15 protein-coding genes are annotated in these 19,391 nt (G+C 61.7%); 6 read left to right on the top strand and 9 right to left on the bottom strand.

Features of this window, described 5'->3' with window-relative positions:
* Nucleotides 1-497: 497 nt before the first annotated feature.
* Both KGB25_RS23035 and KGB25_RS23030 read right to left on the bottom strand, forming a co-directional pair.
* Nucleotides 498-1,418, bottom strand: coding sequence for a LysR family transcriptional regulator (locus KGB25_RS23035; protein ID WP_008030224.1), 921 nt, complete (start codon nucleotides 1,416-1,418; stop codon nucleotides 498-500).
* 31 nt (nucleotides 1,419-1,449) lie between these two features.
* Entirely contained in the window at nucleotides 1,450-2,433 is a 984-nt protein-coding gene (locus KGB25_RS23030) for an MBL fold metallo-hydrolase (protein ID WP_008041153.1), read from the bottom strand.
* A gap of 209 nt (nucleotides 2,434-2,642) precedes the next feature.
* On the opposite strand from KGB25_RS23030, the gene KGB25_RS23025 reads away from it, so the two are divergent.
* Nucleotides 2,643-3,059, top strand: a complete 417-nt coding sequence (locus KGB25_RS23025) for a helix-turn-helix domain-containing protein (RefSeq protein ID WP_008041154.1) — start codon at nucleotides 2,643-2,645, stop codon at nucleotides 3,057-3,059.
* Between the two features lie 170 nt (nucleotides 3,060-3,229).
* On the opposite strand, the gene KGB25_RS23020 is transcribed toward KGB25_RS23025, so the two are convergent.
* The 3 genes from KGB25_RS23020 to KGB25_RS23010 form a co-directional block, all read right to left on the bottom strand.
* Complete coding sequence (locus tag KGB25_RS23020) at nucleotides 3,230-4,672, bottom strand: catalase (RefSeq protein WP_008041156.1); 1,443 nt, start codon at nucleotides 4,670-4,672, stop codon at nucleotides 3,230-3,232.
* Between the two features lie 72 nt (nucleotides 4,673-4,744).
* Complete coding sequence (locus KGB25_RS23015; RefSeq protein WP_223436811.1) at nucleotides 4,745-5,569, bottom strand: alpha/beta fold hydrolase; 825 nt, start codon at nucleotides 5,567-5,569, stop codon at nucleotides 4,745-4,747.
* Between the two features lie 31 nt (nucleotides 5,570-5,600).
* On the bottom strand, nucleotides 5,601-6,176 hold the full coding sequence (locus KGB25_RS23010) for a flavodoxin family protein (protein ID WP_223436808.1): 576 nt from the start codon (nucleotides 6,174-6,176) through the stop codon (nucleotides 5,601-5,603).
* A 406-nt stretch (nucleotides 6,177-6,582) separates the two neighbouring features.
* Between KGB25_RS23010 and KGB25_RS23005 the strand changes: the two genes are divergently transcribed.
* A complete protein-coding gene (locus KGB25_RS23005) occupies nucleotides 6,583-9,387 on the top strand; it encodes an ATP-binding protein (RefSeq protein ID WP_223436805.1) in 2,805 nt (934 codons plus the stop codon).
* Here the strand turns inward: KGB25_RS23005 and KGB25_RS23000 are convergent.
* Both KGB25_RS23000 and KGB25_RS22995 read right to left on the bottom strand, forming a co-directional pair.
* Nucleotides 9,352-10,836 carry an ATP-binding protein gene (locus tag KGB25_RS23000; protein WP_223436803.1) on the bottom strand — a complete coding sequence of 495 codons (1,485 nt, stop codon included), beginning with the start codon at nucleotides 10,834-10,836 and terminating at the stop codon, nucleotides 9,352-9,354. The genes KGB25_RS23005 and KGB25_RS23000 overlap by 36 nt on opposite strands.
* A 176-nt stretch (nucleotides 10,837-11,012) precedes the next feature.
* On the bottom strand, nucleotides 11,013-11,963 hold the full coding sequence (locus tag KGB25_RS22995; protein ID WP_223436801.1) for a GlxA family transcriptional regulator: 951 nt from the start codon (nucleotides 11,961-11,963) through the stop codon (nucleotides 11,013-11,015).
* Nucleotides 11,964-12,289: 326 nt separating this feature from the next.
* On the opposite strand from KGB25_RS22995, the gene KGB25_RS22990 reads away from it, so the two are divergent.
* A complete protein-coding gene (locus KGB25_RS22990) occupies nucleotides 12,290-13,012 on the top strand; it encodes a pirin family protein (protein ID WP_008032862.1) in 723 nt (240 codons plus the stop codon).
* Between the two features lie 106 nt (nucleotides 13,013-13,118).
* On the opposite strand, the gene KGB25_RS22985 is transcribed toward KGB25_RS22990, so the two are convergent.
* Nucleotides 13,119-13,994, bottom strand: a complete 876-nt coding sequence (locus KGB25_RS22985) for a LysR family transcriptional regulator (RefSeq protein WP_223436799.1) — start codon at nucleotides 13,992-13,994, stop codon at nucleotides 13,119-13,121.
* A 112-nt stretch (nucleotides 13,995-14,106) separates the two neighbouring features.
* Between KGB25_RS22985 and KGB25_RS22980 the strand changes: the two genes are divergently transcribed.
* The 3 genes from KGB25_RS22980 (at nucleotide 14,107) to KGB25_RS22970 (ending at nucleotide 17,536) form a co-directional block, all read left to right on the top strand.
* A complete protein-coding gene (locus tag KGB25_RS22980) occupies nucleotides 14,107-15,318 on the top strand; it encodes a YbfB/YjiJ family MFS transporter (RefSeq protein WP_223436797.1) in 1,212 nt (403 codons plus the stop codon).
* Nucleotides 15,319-15,375: 57 nt separating this feature from the next.
* On the top strand, nucleotides 15,376-16,374 hold the full coding sequence (locus tag KGB25_RS22975; RefSeq protein ID WP_223436795.1) for an NAD(P)H-quinone oxidoreductase: 999 nt from the start codon (nucleotides 15,376-15,378) through the stop codon (nucleotides 16,372-16,374).
* A 205-nt stretch (nucleotides 16,375-16,579) separates the two neighbouring features.
* A complete protein-coding gene (locus KGB25_RS22970; RefSeq protein ID WP_223436793.1) occupies nucleotides 16,580-17,536 on the top strand; it encodes an alpha/beta hydrolase in 957 nt (318 codons plus the stop codon).
* A 3-nt stretch (nucleotides 17,537-17,539) separates the two neighbouring features.
* Here KGB25_RS22970 and KGB25_RS22965 read toward each other — a convergent pair whose 3' ends face one another.
* Nucleotides 17,540-19,354 (bottom strand): ABC transporter ATP-binding protein, encoded by a 1,815-nt coding sequence (locus KGB25_RS22965; RefSeq protein ID WP_008041165.1) that lies wholly within the window; start codon nucleotides 19,352-19,354, stop codon nucleotides 17,540-17,542.
* Nucleotides 19,355-19,391: the final 37 nt, after the last annotated feature.

The raw sequence follows: 19,391 nt of genomic DNA, 5'->3' as shown, positions 1-19,391 counted from the left end.
GGCAATGAATGCGTGACTGACCGGACGCCATCGCCGGCAAGCCGGCTCCTACAGGGAATTGGGGACATTCGTGGGTGAAGGGTCGGCTGTCAGGCCGCCTTCGCGAGCAAGCATCGCTCCTACGAAGAGCCAAGCAACGCACCCGCTTTTCACCACTCATCAGGCCGAGCGTTAGCTCGCCTTCAGCTTTTGATTTTGATCTGCCCGCCCCTTCGGGAGGCCGAGTGGAGGTTCTGCGCAGTGGGCAGCCCGGCATGGATGCCGGGCTAGCCGCCCCCGGCCAGGGATGGCCGATGGCGGCGGGCCCACGGAGCAGGACCGGAGCGAGGGAACACCGAGCCTTAGCGAGGGGCCGGACGCCGGGGCAAGACTTTTTGGTTCCTTTTGTGGCGTTTGACAAAAGGGACTCGCCGTAAGGGCGAAACCATAGGCGGCCGTTACCGCAGCAATGGATATGTACCCCCAAAAGAAAATGGTCGGCCCAAAGGCCGCCACGTTCAACCCGATACAGGCAAAGGCCTGGACATAAACTCACTGATCCGCGACCGCAACCACCGCTCCGCCGGATCATTGTCATGCACCCCACTCCAAGCCATCGAAAGCTGCGCAGCATCAATGGGAAACGGTGGATCCTCAGCCCGCAACGCACACCCCTCAACCAGCGCACACGCCGCATAATCCGGCACCGTCGCAATCATCTCCGTGCCGGCCAGCAACGCCCGCAACCCACTGAACTGCGGAACACCCAACACCACCCGACGACTGCGGCCAACCTTGGCCAGATCCAGATCAATATTGCCGCTCAGGTCACCGGAAAAAGACACCATCGCATGCGGTCGCTCGCAGTATTCATCCAGCGTCAGCAGCCCCGGTCGCTTGTCCCCACGCAGCACCTTGCAGGGGATGTCGCGCAATTTCTTGCACTTCGCATTCGCGGGCAAATCCGTGGTGTAACTCACCCCCACAGAGATCTCTCCCGAAGCCAGCAATGCCGGCATCAGCAAATAGTTCGCACGCCGCACCACCACAACAATCCCCGGCGCCTCTTCTTGCAGTTGCCGCAACAACGGCGGAAACAAACCGAATTCGGCGTCGTCCGACAAACCAATGCGGAACACATCGCAGCTGCTCGCCGGATCAAATTCCTTCGCCCGACTGACCGCCCCGGAAATCACATCCATCGCCGGCTGCAATTCCTTGAGAATCGCCAGCGCCCGCGTTGTCGGCTCCATGCCGCGGCCATTACGCAACAGCAACGGATCGTCAAACAGATCCCGTAACCGCCCCAGCGCCGCACTCACCGCCGGTTGGCCCATGAACAATTTTTCAGCGACACGGGTCAGGTTCCTCTCGAACATCAAGGCCTCGAAAATCACCAACAGGTTCATATCGACGCGGCGCAGATCGTTACGGTTCATAGGCACGGCTCCCTTGTGAATGCGTCGGACTTTACTCGATCAGCGGCACTTTCGCCGCACGTTTATAAGGACCGTATTCGACCGGCACCCATTGAAAATGCTTACCCTCTGCGGCGATATGGCCAATGCCCGGAAACGGCAAATGCGCTGCCGTCACCCAGGTTTTACCGGCGGCTGCATCGCTGAAAACCTTGGCGCGGCTTTTGATCGCTTGCTGGCTGTTGACGTCAAAGCCGATCGAGACTTCCGGGTGCAGGAACTGCACCGCGAGGTTATGCACCAGATCGCCCATGAACAAAATGCTCTGCCCTTGAGAGGTGAAACGGTACGTCGTGCTGCCCGGCGTGTGCCCGGCTTCCAGCGTGGCCTCAACTCCCGGCACAGGCGACTGGCCGGCGTCGAACGTCTTGAAACGTCCCGCCGCGACGTACGGTGCGGTGGAGTCCTGGGCGATTTTGAAATACGGTTTGGCGCCCTCGGGAGCTTTGGCCAGCGCCTGAGGATCAAGCCAGTAATCGGCTTCGGCCTTCGCGGCGTAGACCGTGGCGTTGGCAAAAACCGGTTTCTGCTGGCCATCGACCAATCCGCACACATGGTCCAGGTGCAAGTGAGTCAACAGAATCGTGTCGACCTGCGAAGGCTCGTAGCCGGCGGCTTTCATGTTGTCCGAGAGCATGCCCGCCGTCGCACCGATGCATTGACCGGCGCCGGTATCCACCAGGATCAATTGCTTGCCGGTGTTGATCAGGAAGGCGTTGAACGCAGTCTGCACCCCCGGCGTTTCAATCGAGCGACGGGCCAGCAGTGCGCGAATCTGGCTTTGGGTCAGGCCCTGGAGCAGTTTGGGCGACAGGTCGTTGTAGCCGTCGAACAGCGCCGTCACCTCAAAGTCGCCCACCGCCAGGCGGAAGTAGCCCGGCACCTGAGTGCCGACCTGTGCCGGTGCCTGAGCCGAGGAGATTCCGGACGCCAACGCCACCGCGAGGCCCAACGCGCCAACCAGAGAATGTTTCATGCCGTCACCCTTGATCAAGTCAGAAGAGCGGCCATGCACAGGCCCGCCACAAGACGTCGATCATGCCTCGCCCGGCACCGCAAAAATTGCAGCCATGTGCTGAGTCAGCGCTGTTGTTCACCACTGCGCATCGGCGAAATTAACAACGTTTAACTCGCCTGCCAGAGCCCCGCGACCAAGAATGAAGCTCACCGAAACGGACATTTGTCATGGCTCATTCTCAGCAAAACGTCGCTCGCGCGACTGCCACTGAAACGCGAAAGAAAACCACCGGCGGCCTGACCCCGTGGCGCGAAAGCCTGGTCAAGCAACTGATCCTCGAACGCCTCGGTGAAACCGTCGAAGTGACCGAACTGGCACGCGCCTGCGCCCTCTCGCGCAGTCATTTCTCCCGTGCATTCAAGTGCAGCACCGGCCTCTCGCCGCAAGACTGGATTCGCCACCAACGCATCGCCCGGGCCAAGCAACTGATCCAGAACACCGACCTGAGCCTCACGCAAATCAGCCTCGAATGCGGTTTCTGCGATCAGGCGCACTTCTGCCACATCTTCACCCGCAGCGAAGGCATCAACCCATTCGCCTGGCGCTGCCGAGCCGTGCGCGCGCTTCCACGCGTCAACCTGTAGGAGCCTGGCTTGCCGGCGATGGCGATTTCGTGGACGCCATCGCCGGCAAGCCGGCTCCTACAGGGATTGTGGGGGTGTTCGGGGATTGAGGATCGACACAAAACCTGTAGGAGTCGGCTTGCCGGCGATGGCGATTTTACGGACGCCATCGCCAGCAAGCCTGCTGCCTTTTACCCTAACGGCACCAACCGCTCCAACGCCTCGGCCACGCCAAATCCGTAGGCCGGATCGGCCTTGGTGCAGTTGTCGATATGACGCTGGCGGATTGCCTGCGGTACGCCGTTCATCGCACGTGCGGTGTTGTCGAACAGCAACTGCTTGCGCGCCGGATCGAGCAGTCGAAACAGGTTACCCGGCTGTTCGTAATGATCCTCTTCCAACCGATGATCATAATGCTGGGCAAAGCCTTCCAGCGGCAGCGGCGGCTCGGCCAGTTCCGGCGAGTCCTGCCATTCACCGACACTGTTCGGGAAGTAACTGGCGGTACCGCCGAGGTTGCCGTCGGTGCGCATGGCGCCGTCGCGGTGGTAGCTGTGCGCCGGGCAGCGCGGCGCGTTGACCGGGATGTGGTTGAAGTTCACGCCGAGGCGATAACGCTGGGCATCACCATAGGAAAACAGCCGCGCCTGGAGCATGCGGTCCGGTGAAAAACTCACGCCCGGCACCACGTTGGCCGGCGAAAACGCTGCCTGTTCGATTTCGGCAAAGTGGTTTTCGGCGTTGCGATTGAGCTCCATGACGCCCACTTCAATCAGCGGGAATTCAGCGTGCGGCCAGACCTTGGTCAAGTCGAACGGGTTGTGCCTATAGTTGAGCGCCTGTTCTTCCTCCATCACCTGAATGCACAATTTCCAGCGCGGGAAGTTGCCCTGCTCGATGACTTCGTAAAGGTCGCGCAGATTGCTTTCGCGGTCCTTGCCAACCACGGCTTCGGCCTCAGCGTCCGAGAGGTTTTCGATGCCTTGCTGGCAGACAAAATGAAACTTCACCCACACCCGTTTGTTGTCGCGGTCGATCAGGCTGAAGGTGTGACTGCCGAAGCCGTGCATGTGACGGAAGCTGGTGGGAATCCCGCGATCGCTCATCACGATGGTCACCTGGTGCAGCGCCTCGGGCAGCAGGGTCCAGAAGTCCCAGTTGCTGGTGGCGTTGCGCAGGCCGGTGCGCGGGTCGCGTTTGACCACGTGGTTGAGGTCGGAGAAACGCAGCGGGTCGCGGAAGAAAAACACCGGCGTGTTGTTGCCGACAATGTCCCAGTTGCCTTCGTCGGTGTAGAACTTCACCGCGAAGCCACGGATATCACGCTCGGCATCCGCCGCGCCGCGTTCGCCGGCCACCGAGGAAAAACGCACGAACAGCGGCGTTTCCTTGCCTACCGAGCTGAAGATGCTGGCTTTTGTATAACGAGTGATGTCATGGGTGACGGTGAAGGTGCCATAGGCGCCCGCACCCTTGGCGTGCATGCGCCGTTCCGGGATCAGTTCGCGGTCGAAGTGGGCGAGTTTTTCCAGCAACCAGATGTCTTGCAAGAGCGCCGGTCCACGGGGGCCGGCGGTCTGGATATTGAAGTTGTCGGCCACCGGTGCCCCGGTGGCGTTGGTCAGCTTTTTCATGGTCAGGTTCTCGAAGGATTCGGCTCATCAGGAGCGAGAACGGCGCGGATCTACGCCCGCGCCGTGGGCACATCAACCCTTGAGGAACGCCAGCAAATCAGCGTTGAGCTGATCCTTGTGGGTATCAGTCAAGCCATGGGGCGCGCCGGGGTAGACCTTCAGCGTAGACCCCTTGACCAGTTTTGCCGAAGCAATGCCGGCGGCCTCGATCGGCACCACCTGGTCCGCGTCGCCGTGCACCACCAGCGTGGGGATGTCGAATTTCTTCAGGTCTTCGGTGAAGTCGGTTTCGGAAAACGCCTTGATGCAGTCATAAGCGTTCTTGTGGCCGGAGGTCATGCCTTGCATCCAGAACCAGTCGATCATGCCTTGCGACGGTTTGGCGTCCGGTTTGTTGAAGCCGAAGAACGGACCGCTGGCGAGGTCGATGTACAGCTGCGAACGGTCGACCAGGGACGCCTGACGAATACCGTCAAACACCTCGATCGGCAGGCCACCGGGGTTGGCTTCGGTCTTGAGCATCTGCGGCGGCACCGCTGAAATCAGCCCGGCCTTGGCCACGCGCCCGGTGCCGTGGCGACCGATGTAGCGCGCCACTTCACCACCGCCGGTGGAGAAACCGAACAGCACGGCGTCTTTCAGGTCGAGCCGTTCGATCAACTGCGCCAGGTCATCGGCGTAGGTGTCCATGTCGTTGCCGGTCCACGGCTGACTGGAACGGCCGTGGCCACGACGGTCGTGGGCGATCACCCGGTAGCCTTTGGAGGCGAGGAAGATCATCTGCGATTCCCAGCTGTCGGCGTTCAGCGGCCAACCGTGGCTGAAGACGATGGGCTGGCCGGTGCCCCAATCCTTGTAATAAATCTCGGTGCCGTCTCGGGTGGTGAACGTGCTCATGCGATGTTTCCTCAGGAGGGTTGGGGGTGATTCAAACCGGTGAGTGGCTCAGGCGTTCAGCCAGCCGCGCCACGCGTTCACCCAGGTGCGCGGCGGTGCAGCGATCTTCCGGGGGCGGTGCGAATTCGGGGGACTGTTCGACATTCGACTGCGCCATGGCGCCCAGCGAACTGCCGAGGCGATTGAGCTGCCCGTCGAACACGCCGGTGCCGGAGCGTGCCGGCAGCAGGTCGAGGCCGACCCAGATCATCGAATGCTGCGCGGCGAACACCGCCATCTGCAGCAAGGTGTTGAGTTTGTCGCCACACAGGCTGCCGGAATTGGTGAAGCCCGCCGCGAGTTTGTCGCGCCAGGGTTGGGTCAGGTAGAACGCCGCCGTGGCTTCCATGAACCCCTTGAAGCGTGCCGAGGCGCTGCCCATGTAGGTCGGCGCACCGAAGATGATCGCGTCGGCGTTGTGCAAACGGTCCCAGTGCTGGTCCACGTCCTCGACCGAAATCAGCTGGCAGGTACTGCCCAGGTGCCGCTCCACACCTTGGGCCACGGCTTCGGCCATGACCCGTGTGTGCCCGTAGCCACTGTGATAGACCACCACCACGTTGCTCATTCCGGCGTCCTCATGACAAATAAATCCCTTTTCACAACACGGCCCCCCTGTAGGAGCCGGCTTGCTGGCGATTGCGATGTACCCATCGCCGACAACTTCGGCTGAAATACCGCAATCGCCAGCAAGCCGGCGCCTACAGTTTGAGCAGTTGCGGTGCTGGAGTTTTGGGCGTAGACCGGACGCAGGACGAGTTAAACGTTGTTAATTTTCCCTGGCGCGCCAAAAGCCCCGGCGCCTTCTACACAAGCGCCACGCCCAGTAAAAACGCAAAGAACAGGGAGGATCGCAAACCGGCAGTCCAAGTGAACACCCGGCAGTCAGTTGGCCAGCGCATTGCGCGAATGAACAAACCTGACGAATATGCTCGGTAACCGCGTACCAGACGGCTGCAAGCAGGAGTGACCCGTTGACCCTTTCCCCCGAACAGGCCATCCATTTCGGCCCTTACCGGATCTATCCCGGACAACGCCTGGTGATGGAGGCCGACCAGCCCCTGCGCCTGGGTCGGCGTGCCATGGACATTCTGTTGATCCTTCTGGAACACGCCGGAAATGTGGTCAGCAAACAGGAACTGATCGCCGGGGTCTGGCCTAAAAGCGTTGTTGAAGACATCAACCTGCGGGTGCACATGGCGGCGTTGCGCAAAGCCCTCGGCGACGGCCAGAACGGCCAGCGTTACATCGTCACCGTGGCCCAGCGCGGCTACAGCTTTGTCGCGCCGTTCTCTTTGGAGCACATCGAGCAACATCCGGCGAATGAAGCCCCCGCACCGAACGGCCACAACCTGCCCGTGCGACGTACACGCATGATCGGTCGCCAGTCCCTCGTCGACAGCCTGGTGGTCCAGTTGTCACGCCAGCGTTTCATCACGCTGGTCGGCCCCGGCGGCATCGGCAAAACCACCGTGGCCCTGCGCGTTGCCGAGCAATTGATCGGGCGCTACCGCGATGGCATTCGTCTGCTGGACCTGGCACCGATCAACGATCCATCGATGATCAGCGCGCATCTGGCGACGCTGCTCGAACTGTCGTTGCATGACACCGACCCGATGAGCGGCCTCCCCGCATTTTTGCGCGACCGGCAGATGCTGCTGGTGATCGACAACTGCGAACACCTGCTCGACGCCATCGCCGTGTTGAGCGAAAGCATCCTGCGCGCCGCGCCCGACGTGCACATTCTGACCACCAGCCGCGAGAGCCTGCGGGCCGAAGGCGAGTTCGTTCAGCGTCTTGAGTCACTGGACTGCCCGCCGCCCATTGCCGTGCTCGACCGCGCGCAGGCCCTGAGCTTTTCGGCCTTGCAGTTGTTTGTCGAACGGGCGATGGCCAGCCACGACAGTTTCGAACTGCGCGATGACGAGCTGCCGCTGGCGATTGAAATCTGCCGGCGCCTGGACGGTATTCCCCTGGCGATTGAACTGGCGGCGGCGCAAGTCGGCGGCCTCGGCGTGGGCGGCTTGCTCACGCAACTGCAAGGCAGTTTTCGCCTGCTCACCCAAGGCTGCCAGACCACCTTGGGTCGCCATCAAACCTTGCGCGCCACGTTGGACTGGAGTTTCGAACTGCTGAGTGCCTGCGAACAAACCTGCCTGCGCCGACTGAGCGTGTTCAGAGGCGGCTTCACCCTGGAGTCGGCAGCAGCAGTGATCGTCGGCGAACATATCGAACCCTGTGAGGTGTTTGGCTCGATCACACAACTGGTGGCCAAGTCGCTGCTGAACGTCGAGGTCGGCGACGAAGAAGTGTTCTACCGCCTGCTCGACACTACGCGCAGCTACGCCCTGGAAAAACTCGACCAGGCCGCCGACCTGCCGGGCACCCGCGAACGCCACGCCGAGCGTTGCCTGGCCTTGATGCATCAGGCCCAGCAGGACTGGGAGCTGATCGCGACGGCGACGTGGATCGAGCGTTATGCACGCAGTCTGGAAGATATTCGCGCAGCCCTCGATTGGGGCTTGGACGCACAAGGGCCGCAGACGTTGGCGATCCGCCTGACCGCAACATCGACGCCGCTCTGGCAGGAAATGTCGCTGCTCAAGGAGCACGGCGTGTATGTGCGCAAGGCGCTGGCCCTGCTGGATGCCGCGCCCGAGCCCTGCCCCCGGCTGAAAATGGCCCTCAAACTGGCCCTCGGCAGCGCCTGCTACCACACCCATGGCGGCACGGCGGAAACCGTCGAGGCCTTCGTCAGCGCCAGAACGCTGGCCAGGCACTGCAACGACGTGGCCGGTCAGTTGCGTGCGGTGTCCGGGCACATGGCGGTCAACCTCTGCTGTGCCAACTATCAAATGGCCCTGGAGCAGAGCCAGCAGTTCGACCGGTTGGGGCTGCACGGCGATGAAGTGTTGTCCCTCAGCACCCACCGTTTGCGGGTGCTGGCGCTGCACTTTGCCGGGAATCAGGAACAGGCGCGGGTGAATGCCGAAGAGGTGCTGCAGCGCATGGCCCAGAGCGGCCACCTCAACCGCTTCACCCACGGTTTTGGCGTGCAGTACGACCAGAGCGTCGCCGCCCTGACCATTCTGGCACGCATCCTCTGGCTGCAAGGCCGGCCGGAACAGGCGTGGCGCACCGCCCGGCAAGCGCTGGACATCGCGATGCAGATCAACCACGGCACGTCCATCTGCTACACCCTGGCGCTGGCCGGTTGCCTGATCGCCCACTACAACGGCGACACCCGCACCGCGCGCGAACTCTTGCGACTGCTGCTGGAACAAGCGCAAAAGCACTCGGTGCTGCTGTTCTACACTTGGGCCATGCACTACGCACAGGTGATCGACCACACCGAGCTGCGCTCCTCCCTTCTGCCGGGCGAGGGGTTGATCAAGGACATCATGGTGACGCTGGACACCGGTTTCGTCGATGACGACTTGTCACAACGGGCGGATACCGGCATGGCGGGCTGGAACACGGCGGAGATCCTGCGAGCCAGGGCTGAGGCGCTTCTGGCGCAAGAGTGCCCGTTGAACACCGACGCGGCCGAGGCCTTGCTGATCAGGGCCTTGAACGTCGCCAACCATCAGGGCGCCCTGGCCTGGGAACTGCGCAGCGCTACCTCGCTGGCACAGCTTTGGCAGCGTCAGGGCCGGCACCGGCAAGCCCATACGCTGCTGGCGCCGATCTACAACCGGTTCACCGAAGGTTTTGCCACGCCGGACCTGACGAAAGTCCGCCGGTTACTCGATGAGTTGCAGCGCCACTTGCCCGCTTGATACCCACCGCGCCCGGCTGATGTAGCGGGCGTAACGCATTTCAACGGTGCGCAATTCACCACTGCCCTCGAGTTTCTCCAGGGCGTAGGTGCGGGTGGTGTTGAGGAAACGGTAGCGGGCCAGTCCGCCGCCCTGCTCCAGCGATAGCAACGATTTGAGCGCCAGACTTTCCACCCCTTCAATCAAGCGGGCAGGCAGCAATGCCGCGCAACTGATCACGCCAATGGCGGCATCCAGCGTAAAGGCCATCTTGAACACCGACAGGCGCTGCAACACGGTTTGCTCCAGCGGGCTCAGTTGCTCATAGCTCCAGTCCAGCGCCGCTTTCAAGGTTTGATGCCGGGGCACGGCGGTGCGCCGGCCCTGGGTCAGCAGCTGAAAACAATTGTCCAGTTGAGCTTGCAGGCCCACCAGCGCCAACGCATCAATCTGCGCCGCCGCCAGTTCGATGGCCAGGGGCAGACCATCGAGCCGGCGACAGATTTCGCGCACGACCTTGAGGTCTTGTTCGCGCAGCACAAAGCCTTGCTGACGAGCACGGGCACGGCTGACGAACAGTTGCACCGCCGAATAGCCCATCGCTTCGGCCACACTGTGCAACACCGAAGCCGGAGGCACCGCCAGTGGCGGCAAACGCTGGACCGTTTCCCCCTGCGCCTGGAGCGGCTCGCGACTGGTTACCAGGATCGACAGACGTGGCGCCGCCATCAGCAGGTCCTCGACCAGTGTCCGGCAGCGTTCGAGCAGGTGCTCGCAATTGTCGAGCACCAATAACGCATGACGTTGCGCCCATGTCTCCAGGGTGGTTCCGACGCCCAGCTCAAGCGCCCGGGTCAGATGATCGACCACCTGCGCAGGGTCATCGATCACCGCCAGATCCACCAGCCAGACCCCATCCTGATAATGCTGCAAGAGCAGTTCGGCCACCCGCAACGCCACGGTGGTCTTGCCGATGCCGCCGGGACCGGTCAGGGTCATGAGGCGCCGAACCGGTAACTGGCGGACCAGACTGCCGACCAGCGAATCGCGCCCGATCACCGGCGACAGGCGCGCGGGCAGATTGTGTTGAGGTTTCTGAACCGTTTCGATCGAGGCCAGCGTACTCGCCGGCACCCGCTGCACGGACGCGATAAAGCTATAACCGCGCTGGGGAATGTTGACGATGTAGCGCTGCCCGTCCTGCCCGTCGCCCAATGCGCGACGCAGCGCGGCGATATGCACGCGCAGGTTGATCTCCTCGACCACCGAAGTCGGCCAGACGAGTGCGATGAGCTCGTCCTTGCTGACCACGTTGCCCGCACGCTGGACCAGCACCTGCAAGATATCCAGGGCCCGCCCGCCCATGCGCAGCGGCCGGTCCCCGTCGAGGATCAGCCGTTGCCGCAGGTGAAACGCATAAGGGCCGAATCGCAGCACCGCTTCGTTGTTCAAATCACTGACGCTGTTCATGCAGGTCCACGTGCGCAAACCCTAAGCGGCTAAACGGATTGTCATTTCCATTGCGCGCCAGGCTCGCGCCTCCATTACAAAGAGTTCACGGGTATCTTCGCAGGCCTCGGTGACGGAACAACGACCATGGTGGGAGCGTTACAGCCATCACGGTGCGCAGAACGGACAAAAAGGCACTAGCTGAACTGTTCGCGGTACTGGGACGGGGTCAACCCGAGTTTTTCACTGAACAGAAACCGCATGTGCCGCACACTGCCGAAACCACTTTTGAAAGCCACGGTCTTGAGCGGCAAGTCACTGGTTTCCAACAGATTTCTCGCACAGTCGATACGTGCACTCTGGAGAAATTCCATCGGCGTCATGTTCACTTCCCGGGCGAACACCCTGGCGAAATGACGCGGACTCATGGTGGCCAGGCCGGCCATGCGCTCGATGCTGAAGGCTTCGTCGAGGTGGTCGAGCACATAATTCTGCACGCGCGTCACCGGTGTTTCGTGAGGGGCCACCGTCGCCATCAACGGACTGAATTGCGCCTGTCCGCCCTGACGTTTCATCACCACCAGCAACACCTTGGCCACGTCCTGGGCGACTTTCTTGCCATGGTCTTCGGCAACCACGGCGAGTGCCAGGTCAATGCCGGCAGTGACGCCGCCGGAGGTGATCAGGTTGCGGTCCTGAACAAAGATCTGATCGGTCTCCACCGTCGCCTTCGGGAACCCCTTGATCAGCCGTTCGGTGTAATGCCAGTGGGTGGTGACACGGTAGCCATCAATCAGGCCGGCATTCCCGAGCACGAATGCGCCGGTGCAGATCGAGCCATAACGTCCGGCCCGCTTAACCGCACCTTTGAGCCAGCCGAGCAACGGCGGGTGTTTTTCGTTGTAGGCCCCGGGGCCTCCCGGCACCAGCAACAGGTCATACGCCTGATCCGCCTGATCGATATGCACATCGGCCTGCACGCTGACACCGTTGGAGGCACGCAACGCGCCGTGCTCGGTGCCGATGGTCGACAACACGTAACGCTCGGCCGGTTCCAGATAACGATTGGCGATGGAAAACACCTCCATGGGCCCGGCCATGTCGAGGAGGAGAAAATCAGGGAACAGCACCATTGCCACGGTTTTCATGGGTTCAAAATCACTGAAATCAAAAAAGAATACTGGCCAAACACGTCCCCCCTGTAGGAGCCGGCTTGCCGGCGATGGCGGTAGGTCTGTCGACATGATTATTGTCTGAACGGACGCTATCGCCGGCAAGCCGGCTCCTACAGGGTTGTGTGCGCGGCATGAAGACTGTGCTGTGCATTATGGCCAAGTGCGCGGGGATCAGTCTGCTTATTATTGTCAACCTAGACAAGACAGTATTTCAATTTTCATCTACTTATTGCACTACAGGATAAACATTAACCTTCTCCTCACTCGGACGAATCAACGTCCCCACAGGAGATTTCATCATGCTGACCCTTCGCAAAGCTTCCGATCGCGGCTTGGCCAATCATGGTTGGTTGAAGTCGTTCCATACCTTTTCCTTCGCCAACTACCGCAACCCTAAAGAGCAGGGTTTTTCCGACCTGCTGGTGATCAACGATGACCGCGTCGCGGCCGGCAAAGGCTTTGGCCAGCACCCACACCGCGACATGGAGATTTTCTCCTACGTGCTTGAAGGCGCCCTGGAACACAAGGACACCCTGGGCACCGGTTCAGTGATCCGCCCTGGTGACGTGCAACTGATGAGTGCCGGTAGCGGCGTGGCACACAGCGAGTACAACCACTCGGCGACCCGTGGCGTGCACTTCCTGCAAATCTGGATCGTGCCGGACGTCAGCGGCGCCAAACCGCGTTATCAGCAAGAGCATTTCAATACACAGAAGAAACGCGGGCGTCTGCAACTGATCATATCCCCCGAGGGGAAAAACGGTTCGCTGAAGGTGCGCCAGGATGCGCGGGTGTATGCCGGCCTGATCGATGGCAAGGAAAGCGCCACGCTGGAACTGGCCGCCAATCGTTATGCCTACGTGCATGTGGCGCGCGGCAGCGTCGAACTCAACGGCCTGCAATTGCAGGAAGGCGATGGCGTGCGGGTTCGCGATGAACAGTTGCTGACCCTGAGCAACGGCGTGGATGCCGAAGTGCTGGTGTTTGACCTGCGTCCTCAGGAATTGCCTGAAATGCCGTAATCCGGTGTGAAGTAATCGCCACCTCGCTGCGCTCGATAGCTCCTACAGGTACACGCAAATCCCTGTAGGAGCTATCGAGTGCAGCGAGGTGGCGATCTTTCAGCCGTCACTCCCCTGTCCCCGCAACCCCCGCCACAATCTCATCGATCACCACCCGCACCCTCGCGGTATGCCGCAAGTCCGCGTGCGTCACCAGCCATATGTCATACGGCACCGGTCGTGTGCGTTCCGGCCACAGCCTGACCAGCCCGTCGCGCTCCCCCATGTACACCGGAATTTCCCCCAGCCCGATCCCCGCGGCAATCGCCCGGCGCACCAGCAGACTGGAACTCAGGCTCGAAACGATGCGCCCGCGCCCCAACGGTTCCGAGACCAGCGTGATGTCTTTGTTGTTCTGCAAATACGGCTGATACACCACCAGGTCATGCCCCTCGAACGCCGAGCCCGGTGCCGGCACACCGTGGGTGTCCACATACTCCCGGGAGGCAAACAGGCCCACCGGCCAACGCGCGATGCGTCGGGCGATCAGGTCCGGGTTGTCTGGCCGGGTGTTGCGCACGGCGATGTCGGCTTCGCGTTTCGACAGGCTCAGAATCTGCGTCGAAGCGTCCAGTTGCACGCGCACGTCGGGGTGCTGTGCATGCAAGCGGGCAATCGCCGGGATCAGGAAGTCGATGGCCATGGAGTCCGTGGTGCTGACCCGAACGATACCGGTCAGCCGGTCGTCGAGCCCTTGAATCTGGCGCTGCATCTCCAGTGCGGAATGCTCCATTTTCTCCACGGCTTTCAACGCGGCTTCACCGACGGCTGTCAGCGCGTATCCCTCCGAAGTACGCAGAAACAGCGTCGCACTCAAGGACTTCTCCAGTGCCGTGATCCGCCTCCCGACGGTGGCCTGATCGACCCCCAGCACCCGCGCCGCGCCGCGTAACGTCGATTCCCGGCATACGGCCAAAAACACCCTGGCGTCATCCCAATTCATAGGCTTCTCCACTGCTGCATATACGCATCACCATAACGCAAAATCGCTGCGTTATTGCATCAATGAATCTGGATAAGCTGGGCACCATAGATAAACCTGGAGGACGGCTCCCATGCCCAGCACATCAACCACCCCGCGCAGCGCCATCTGGCTGCCGATTTTCGCCGGCCTCTGCGCCAGCCTGGTCAGTATCGGCCTGGCGCGGTTCGCCTACACGCCGTTGATTCCCTCATTGATCCAGGCGCACTGGTTTTCTGCCAGCGACGTGGTGTACCTCGGCGCCGCCAATCTGGTGGGTTACCTGATTGGCGCGCTGATCGGCCATCCGCTGGCCCGTCGGACCTCCAACAAAAGTGCCCTGCGCCTGATGATGCTGGCGGTGACGCTGTCGTTTTTCGCGTGTGGCTTTCCGTTGTCGGTGAGCTGGTTCTTCGGCTGGCGCTTGCTGTCGGGCGTCGCTGGCGGCGCGATCATGGTGTTGGTGGCCGCAACCGTGCTGCCGCATGTGCCAGCGTCCCGCCGAGGGCTGGCCAGTGGTGCGATTTTCCTGGGCATCGGTTTGGGTATCGCCGGCTCCGGGACGATTGTGCCGCCGCTGTTGAGCCTGGGTTTGCAGAACACCTGGTTCGGTCTCGGCGCGCTGGCATTGGTGCTGACCGTCGCCAGTTGGTTCGGCTGGCCGTCAGCCACGCACGCGGCCACCGCGGCACCGTCCGCCGAACCCTCGACGATGCCGACTGCCCCGAACGTTTACCTGCTGTTCGCCCAATACGCGTTCATGGCTGCCGGGCTCGTGCCCGCCATGGTGTTCCTGGTGGATTACGTTGCCCGTGGGCTCGGGGCTGGCGCGCACATTGGCGCTCTTATCTGGGTGATGTACGGCCTCGGCGCGATTATCGGGCCGGTGAGTTACGGTTTTCTGGCTGACAAACTGGGCGCTCGGCTGAGCATTCGCCTGGTGCTGGTGGTGCAGGCAGTTGCAGTCGGTTTACTGTCGATTTCAAGTGATTTCACTGCGCTGGCCTTGCTTGCGGTGATCCTCGGCTCGTTCCCGCCGGGTATCGTGCCGCTGGCATTGGCCCGGGTTCACGAACTGATCCCGAACCATCATCAGCAGCAGATTGCCTGGAGTCGCGCCACCGTGTCGTTCGCCACGTTCCAGGCGATTGCCGGGTTTGCATACTCGGCGTTGTTCAACGCCAGCGGCGGGCATCACGCGCTGTTGTTCATCCTCGCAGCGGGCGCCATTGTCATAGCCCTGCTGCTGGAACAGGGCATGCGCTTGCTGAATCGTCGCGACCGGCGGCAACCTGTATTGAGCTGAGTCAACGACGGCTTGATGTGGTCCCACTTACTGAACATTTCCAGACAGGACACTCACATGAATCTGCCCCACACCATGACCCTGATCGAAATCACCGAACCCGGCGGCCCGCAGGTATTAAAGCCACGCCAGGCGTCAGTACCAACCCCTGGCCCGGGCGAAGTACTGATTCGCGTGCACGCTGCCGGGGTCAATCGCCCCGATGTGATTCAACGTGCCGGCAAGTACCCGATGAAACCCGGCATGAGCCCGGTTCCGGGGCTGGAAGTGGCCGGTGAAGTGGTGGCGGTCGGTAAAGGTGTCAGCGAATTTATCGTCGGCGACAACGTCTGCGCGCTGACCAACGGCGGCGGTTACGCACAATACTGCGTCGCGCCGGCCGGCCAGACGCTGCCGATTCCTCAAGGCATGGATTGGGTGCACGCGGCGGCGGTTCCGGAAACCTTCTTCACCGTGTGGGCCAACCTGTTTGACATGGGCGGCGCTGCCAAAGGTCAGCGCGCATTGATCCATGGCGGCACCAGCGGCATCGGCACGACCGCGTTGATGCTGTGTCGCGAATTCGGCGTCAAGGCCTTCGCCACGGCGGGCAGTGAGGAAAAGTGCGCGGCGATCCGTACGTTGGGCGCCGAAGCGATCAACTATCGCGATCAGGATTTCGCCCAGGTCATCCAGGAAAAAACCGCTGGCAAAGGCGTCAATGTCATCCTCGATATCATGGGCGGCTCGTACCTGAATTCGAACATCGCGGCGCTGGGCATGGAAGGTCGACTGGTGATGCTGGGCTTTCTCGGCGGCGCCCACGCCAAGGACGTCGACCTGTTGGCGATCATGAGCAAACGCGCCATCGTGACGGGCTCGTTGCTGCGCCCACGCACCGTGGAAGAAAAAGCCTCGATTGCCGAGCAGTTGCGCGAATACGTGTGGCCGGTGCTCGCTGCCGGGCGTTGCCTGCCGATGATCGACAAGGTTTATCCGTTGGCCGAGGCGGCACAGGCGCATGCGCGGATGGAAGGTGGCGAGCACATTGGCAAGATTGTGTTGCGGGTGGATTGATCCGCAATCGTGGCGCCCCCTCTGTAGGAGCAAGCTTGCTCGCGATAGCGGTGTGTCAGTCGACAGCATTGCTTAATGTGCCACCGTCATCGCGAGCAAGCTTGCTCCTACAAGGAGGGTTGGTGAACGGCTGTCGAAAATGTTCCCCCCGCCGACACGCTTCTGTTAAAAACCGGACTTCAGTTTTTTACCGACGGACCATCCGATGCCCTCCTCCCCGCTCACACGCCTGCGCCGACGCTGGCTGCCCTTGCTGTGCATGGCCGCGCTGATTGTCGGTCTGCCGGTGAGTTGCGGCGTGCTTGAGCACACCGAGCGCGAGCTGCTGTTTCGTATCGAGCCGGGCACGGCGGGCTGGTATCGCGGTTTGCCGAAGGACGTTCAAGAATTCGACATCCAGCCCGCCAGTTTCAAGAACGGGCAAAACCTGCATGCCTGGTGGTGGCCGGCGGCTCGTCGTGATGCGCCTTCGATCCTCTATTTGCACGGTGTGCGCTGGAACCTCACCGGCCAGGCGTTTCGCATCGAACAATTGCGCGCCATGGGCTATTCCGTCCTGGCGATCGACTACCGCGGGTTTGGTCAGAGCAAAGGCGATCTGCCGTCGGAAGCCAGTGTGTATGAAGACGCACGAGCTGCCTGGGAACGCTTCACAACGATGCAACCGGACGCCAGCAAGCGCCTGATCTATGGCCATTCCCTCGGCGGCGCGGTAGCCATCGACCTCGCGTCAGACCTGGCCGCACAGGCGAAAAAGAACCATGTCGCCGTCCCGGTGCGCGGTCTGGTGATCGAGTCCACGTTCACGTCACTGGGCGATGCCGTGGCCCAAGTGGCCGAAAGCAACTTGCCGGTGAAATGGCTGCCGGTGCGCTGGCTGCTGTCGCAGAAATTCGATTCCATCGACAAGATCGTCGACATCGACATGCCGCTGCTGGTCGTGCATGGCCTGGCCGATACATTCATGCCTTCGCGCTTCAGCCAGCAGTTGTTCAACGCCGCCAGCGAGCCCAAGCGCCTGTTGTTGGTGCCGGGCGGCACGCACAACAACAGCATGAGCCTGGGCGGCACCCAGTATCGCCAGGCACTTGAGGGCCTGATGAAAGCAAAACCGCCGCAGATGGCCGGGCCGGCACTGGCTCGCGGTTCTCAGGACTCCTGACGTTTAGCGATAACCTCGCGCCTGCAAGTTGAACAATTGCGCGTAACGCCCTCCGGCGGCCACCAGACTGGCGTGATCGCCGCGTTCAAGGATCGCCCCCTGATCCAGCACGATGATGTGGTCGGCATTGCGCACGCTGGAAAAACGGTGGGAAATCAGCAGCGTCATGCGGCCTTCGGTGTGCTCGCTGAAATGCTCGAACACCGCCGCTTCCGCTGCCGGGTCGAGGGCTGAGGTCGGCTCATCCAGAATCAGGATATCGGCGTCACGGCGCATGTAGGCACGGGACAAGGCAATCTTCTGCCATTGCCCGCCGGACAGTTCCTGGCCGCCGGCAAACCAGCGGCCCAATTGCGTCGCATAGCCGCGATCCAGACGCTCAATGAAAGGCGCGGCCATGCCCTCGGCGGCAGCGGCTTGCCAGCGCTGCTCATCGTTGAACGCCAGGGTGTCGCCGACACCGATGTTCTCGCCCACGGAGAACTGGTAGCGAATATAGTCCTGGAAAATCACGCCGATACGCCGGCGCAGCGCATCTTCGTCCCACGCCTGCAAGTCACTGCCGTCCAGCAGGATGCGCCCCTGGTCGGGACGGTACAGGCGGGTCAGCAGCTTGATCAGCGTGGTCTTGCCCGAACCGTTCTCCCCCACCAGCGCCACGCTGTGCCCCGGCACGAGGTGCAGATCAATGCCCTCCAGCGCCGCGCGGCTCGCGCCCGGATAGCTGAACCCGACGTTTTCGAAACGCAGACCATCGCCGGGCAGCGCGCCTACGGTCAGGCTGCCGGAGTCGGCCACCACGGGTTCAGCCAGGTATTCATAGAGGCTGGACAGATACAGTCCATCTTCGTAAAGACCACTGATGGCGCTCAAGCTGCTGCTCACTGCGGTCTGCCCCTGCTTGAACAGCACCAGGTACATGGTCATCTGGCCGAGGGTGATGCTGCCGTGGACGGTGTCGACCACCACCCACGCGTAGGCCAGATAAAACGCCCCTGTGCCCAGTAATCCCAGAACAAAACCCCAGCCATCGCGGCGCAGGGTCAGCCGACGGTCTTCAGCGTAAAGACGCGCGAACGTATCGCGATAACGCTTCAACAGCAGTGGCGCGAAGCCGAACAGCTTGACCTCTTTGATGTAGCCCTCGTGGGAGAGCAGCGTCTCGATGTAGTTCTGCTGCCGACTCTCCGGCGCACGACGGGTGAACAGCCTGAAGGCGTCCCCGGAAAAATGTGCTTCGGCAAAAAATACCGGCAACGCCCCCACCACCAACAACACCAGTGCCCACGGCGAAAAATGCACCAGCAACACGCCAAAACTGATCAGCACGATCAGGTTCTGGATCAGCCCCAACGACTTCATCACCAGCGCCAACGGCCGGGTCGACGCCTCGCGCCGGACCCGCACCAGCTTGTCGTAGAACTCGGAATTCTCGAACTGTACCAGCGACAACGTCTGGGCCTTTTCCAGAATCATCGTGTTGACCTTCTGCCCCAACTGCACTCGCAACAGCGATTGCTGAACCGACAGCGCCCGCTGGGTCCCGGACAGCAACGCGAGCACACCGGCCTCAAACAGCACGTAACGCACCACCGGCCACAACGGCGCACTGCCCTGCTGCGCGTGCAGTTGCATGGCGAAAACCACCGCGTCGACAATGCGTTGGCCCAGCCAGGCAGCCAATGCCGGGAGTACGCCTGCGATCAGGGTCGCCAGCACCAGGCCCAGAAACAACCCGCGAGAAGTAGCCCAGACAAGGAGCAAGGCGCGTCTGGCCTGATCGAGCAATGAGGTGACGCGGGAAAGGGCCGCTGGCATGTTTATCGGTTGCGCTTGCGCGGTTTCGTCATTTCTT

The sequence above is a fragment of the Pseudomonas sp. BF-RE-21 genome, from assembly GCF_019947305.1.
Classification (GTDB): Bacteria; Pseudomonadota; Gammaproteobacteria; order Pseudomonadales; family Pseudomonadaceae; genus Aquipseudomonas; species Aquipseudomonas migulae.
This window is presented reverse-complemented; position numbering and strand designations above follow the sequence as displayed.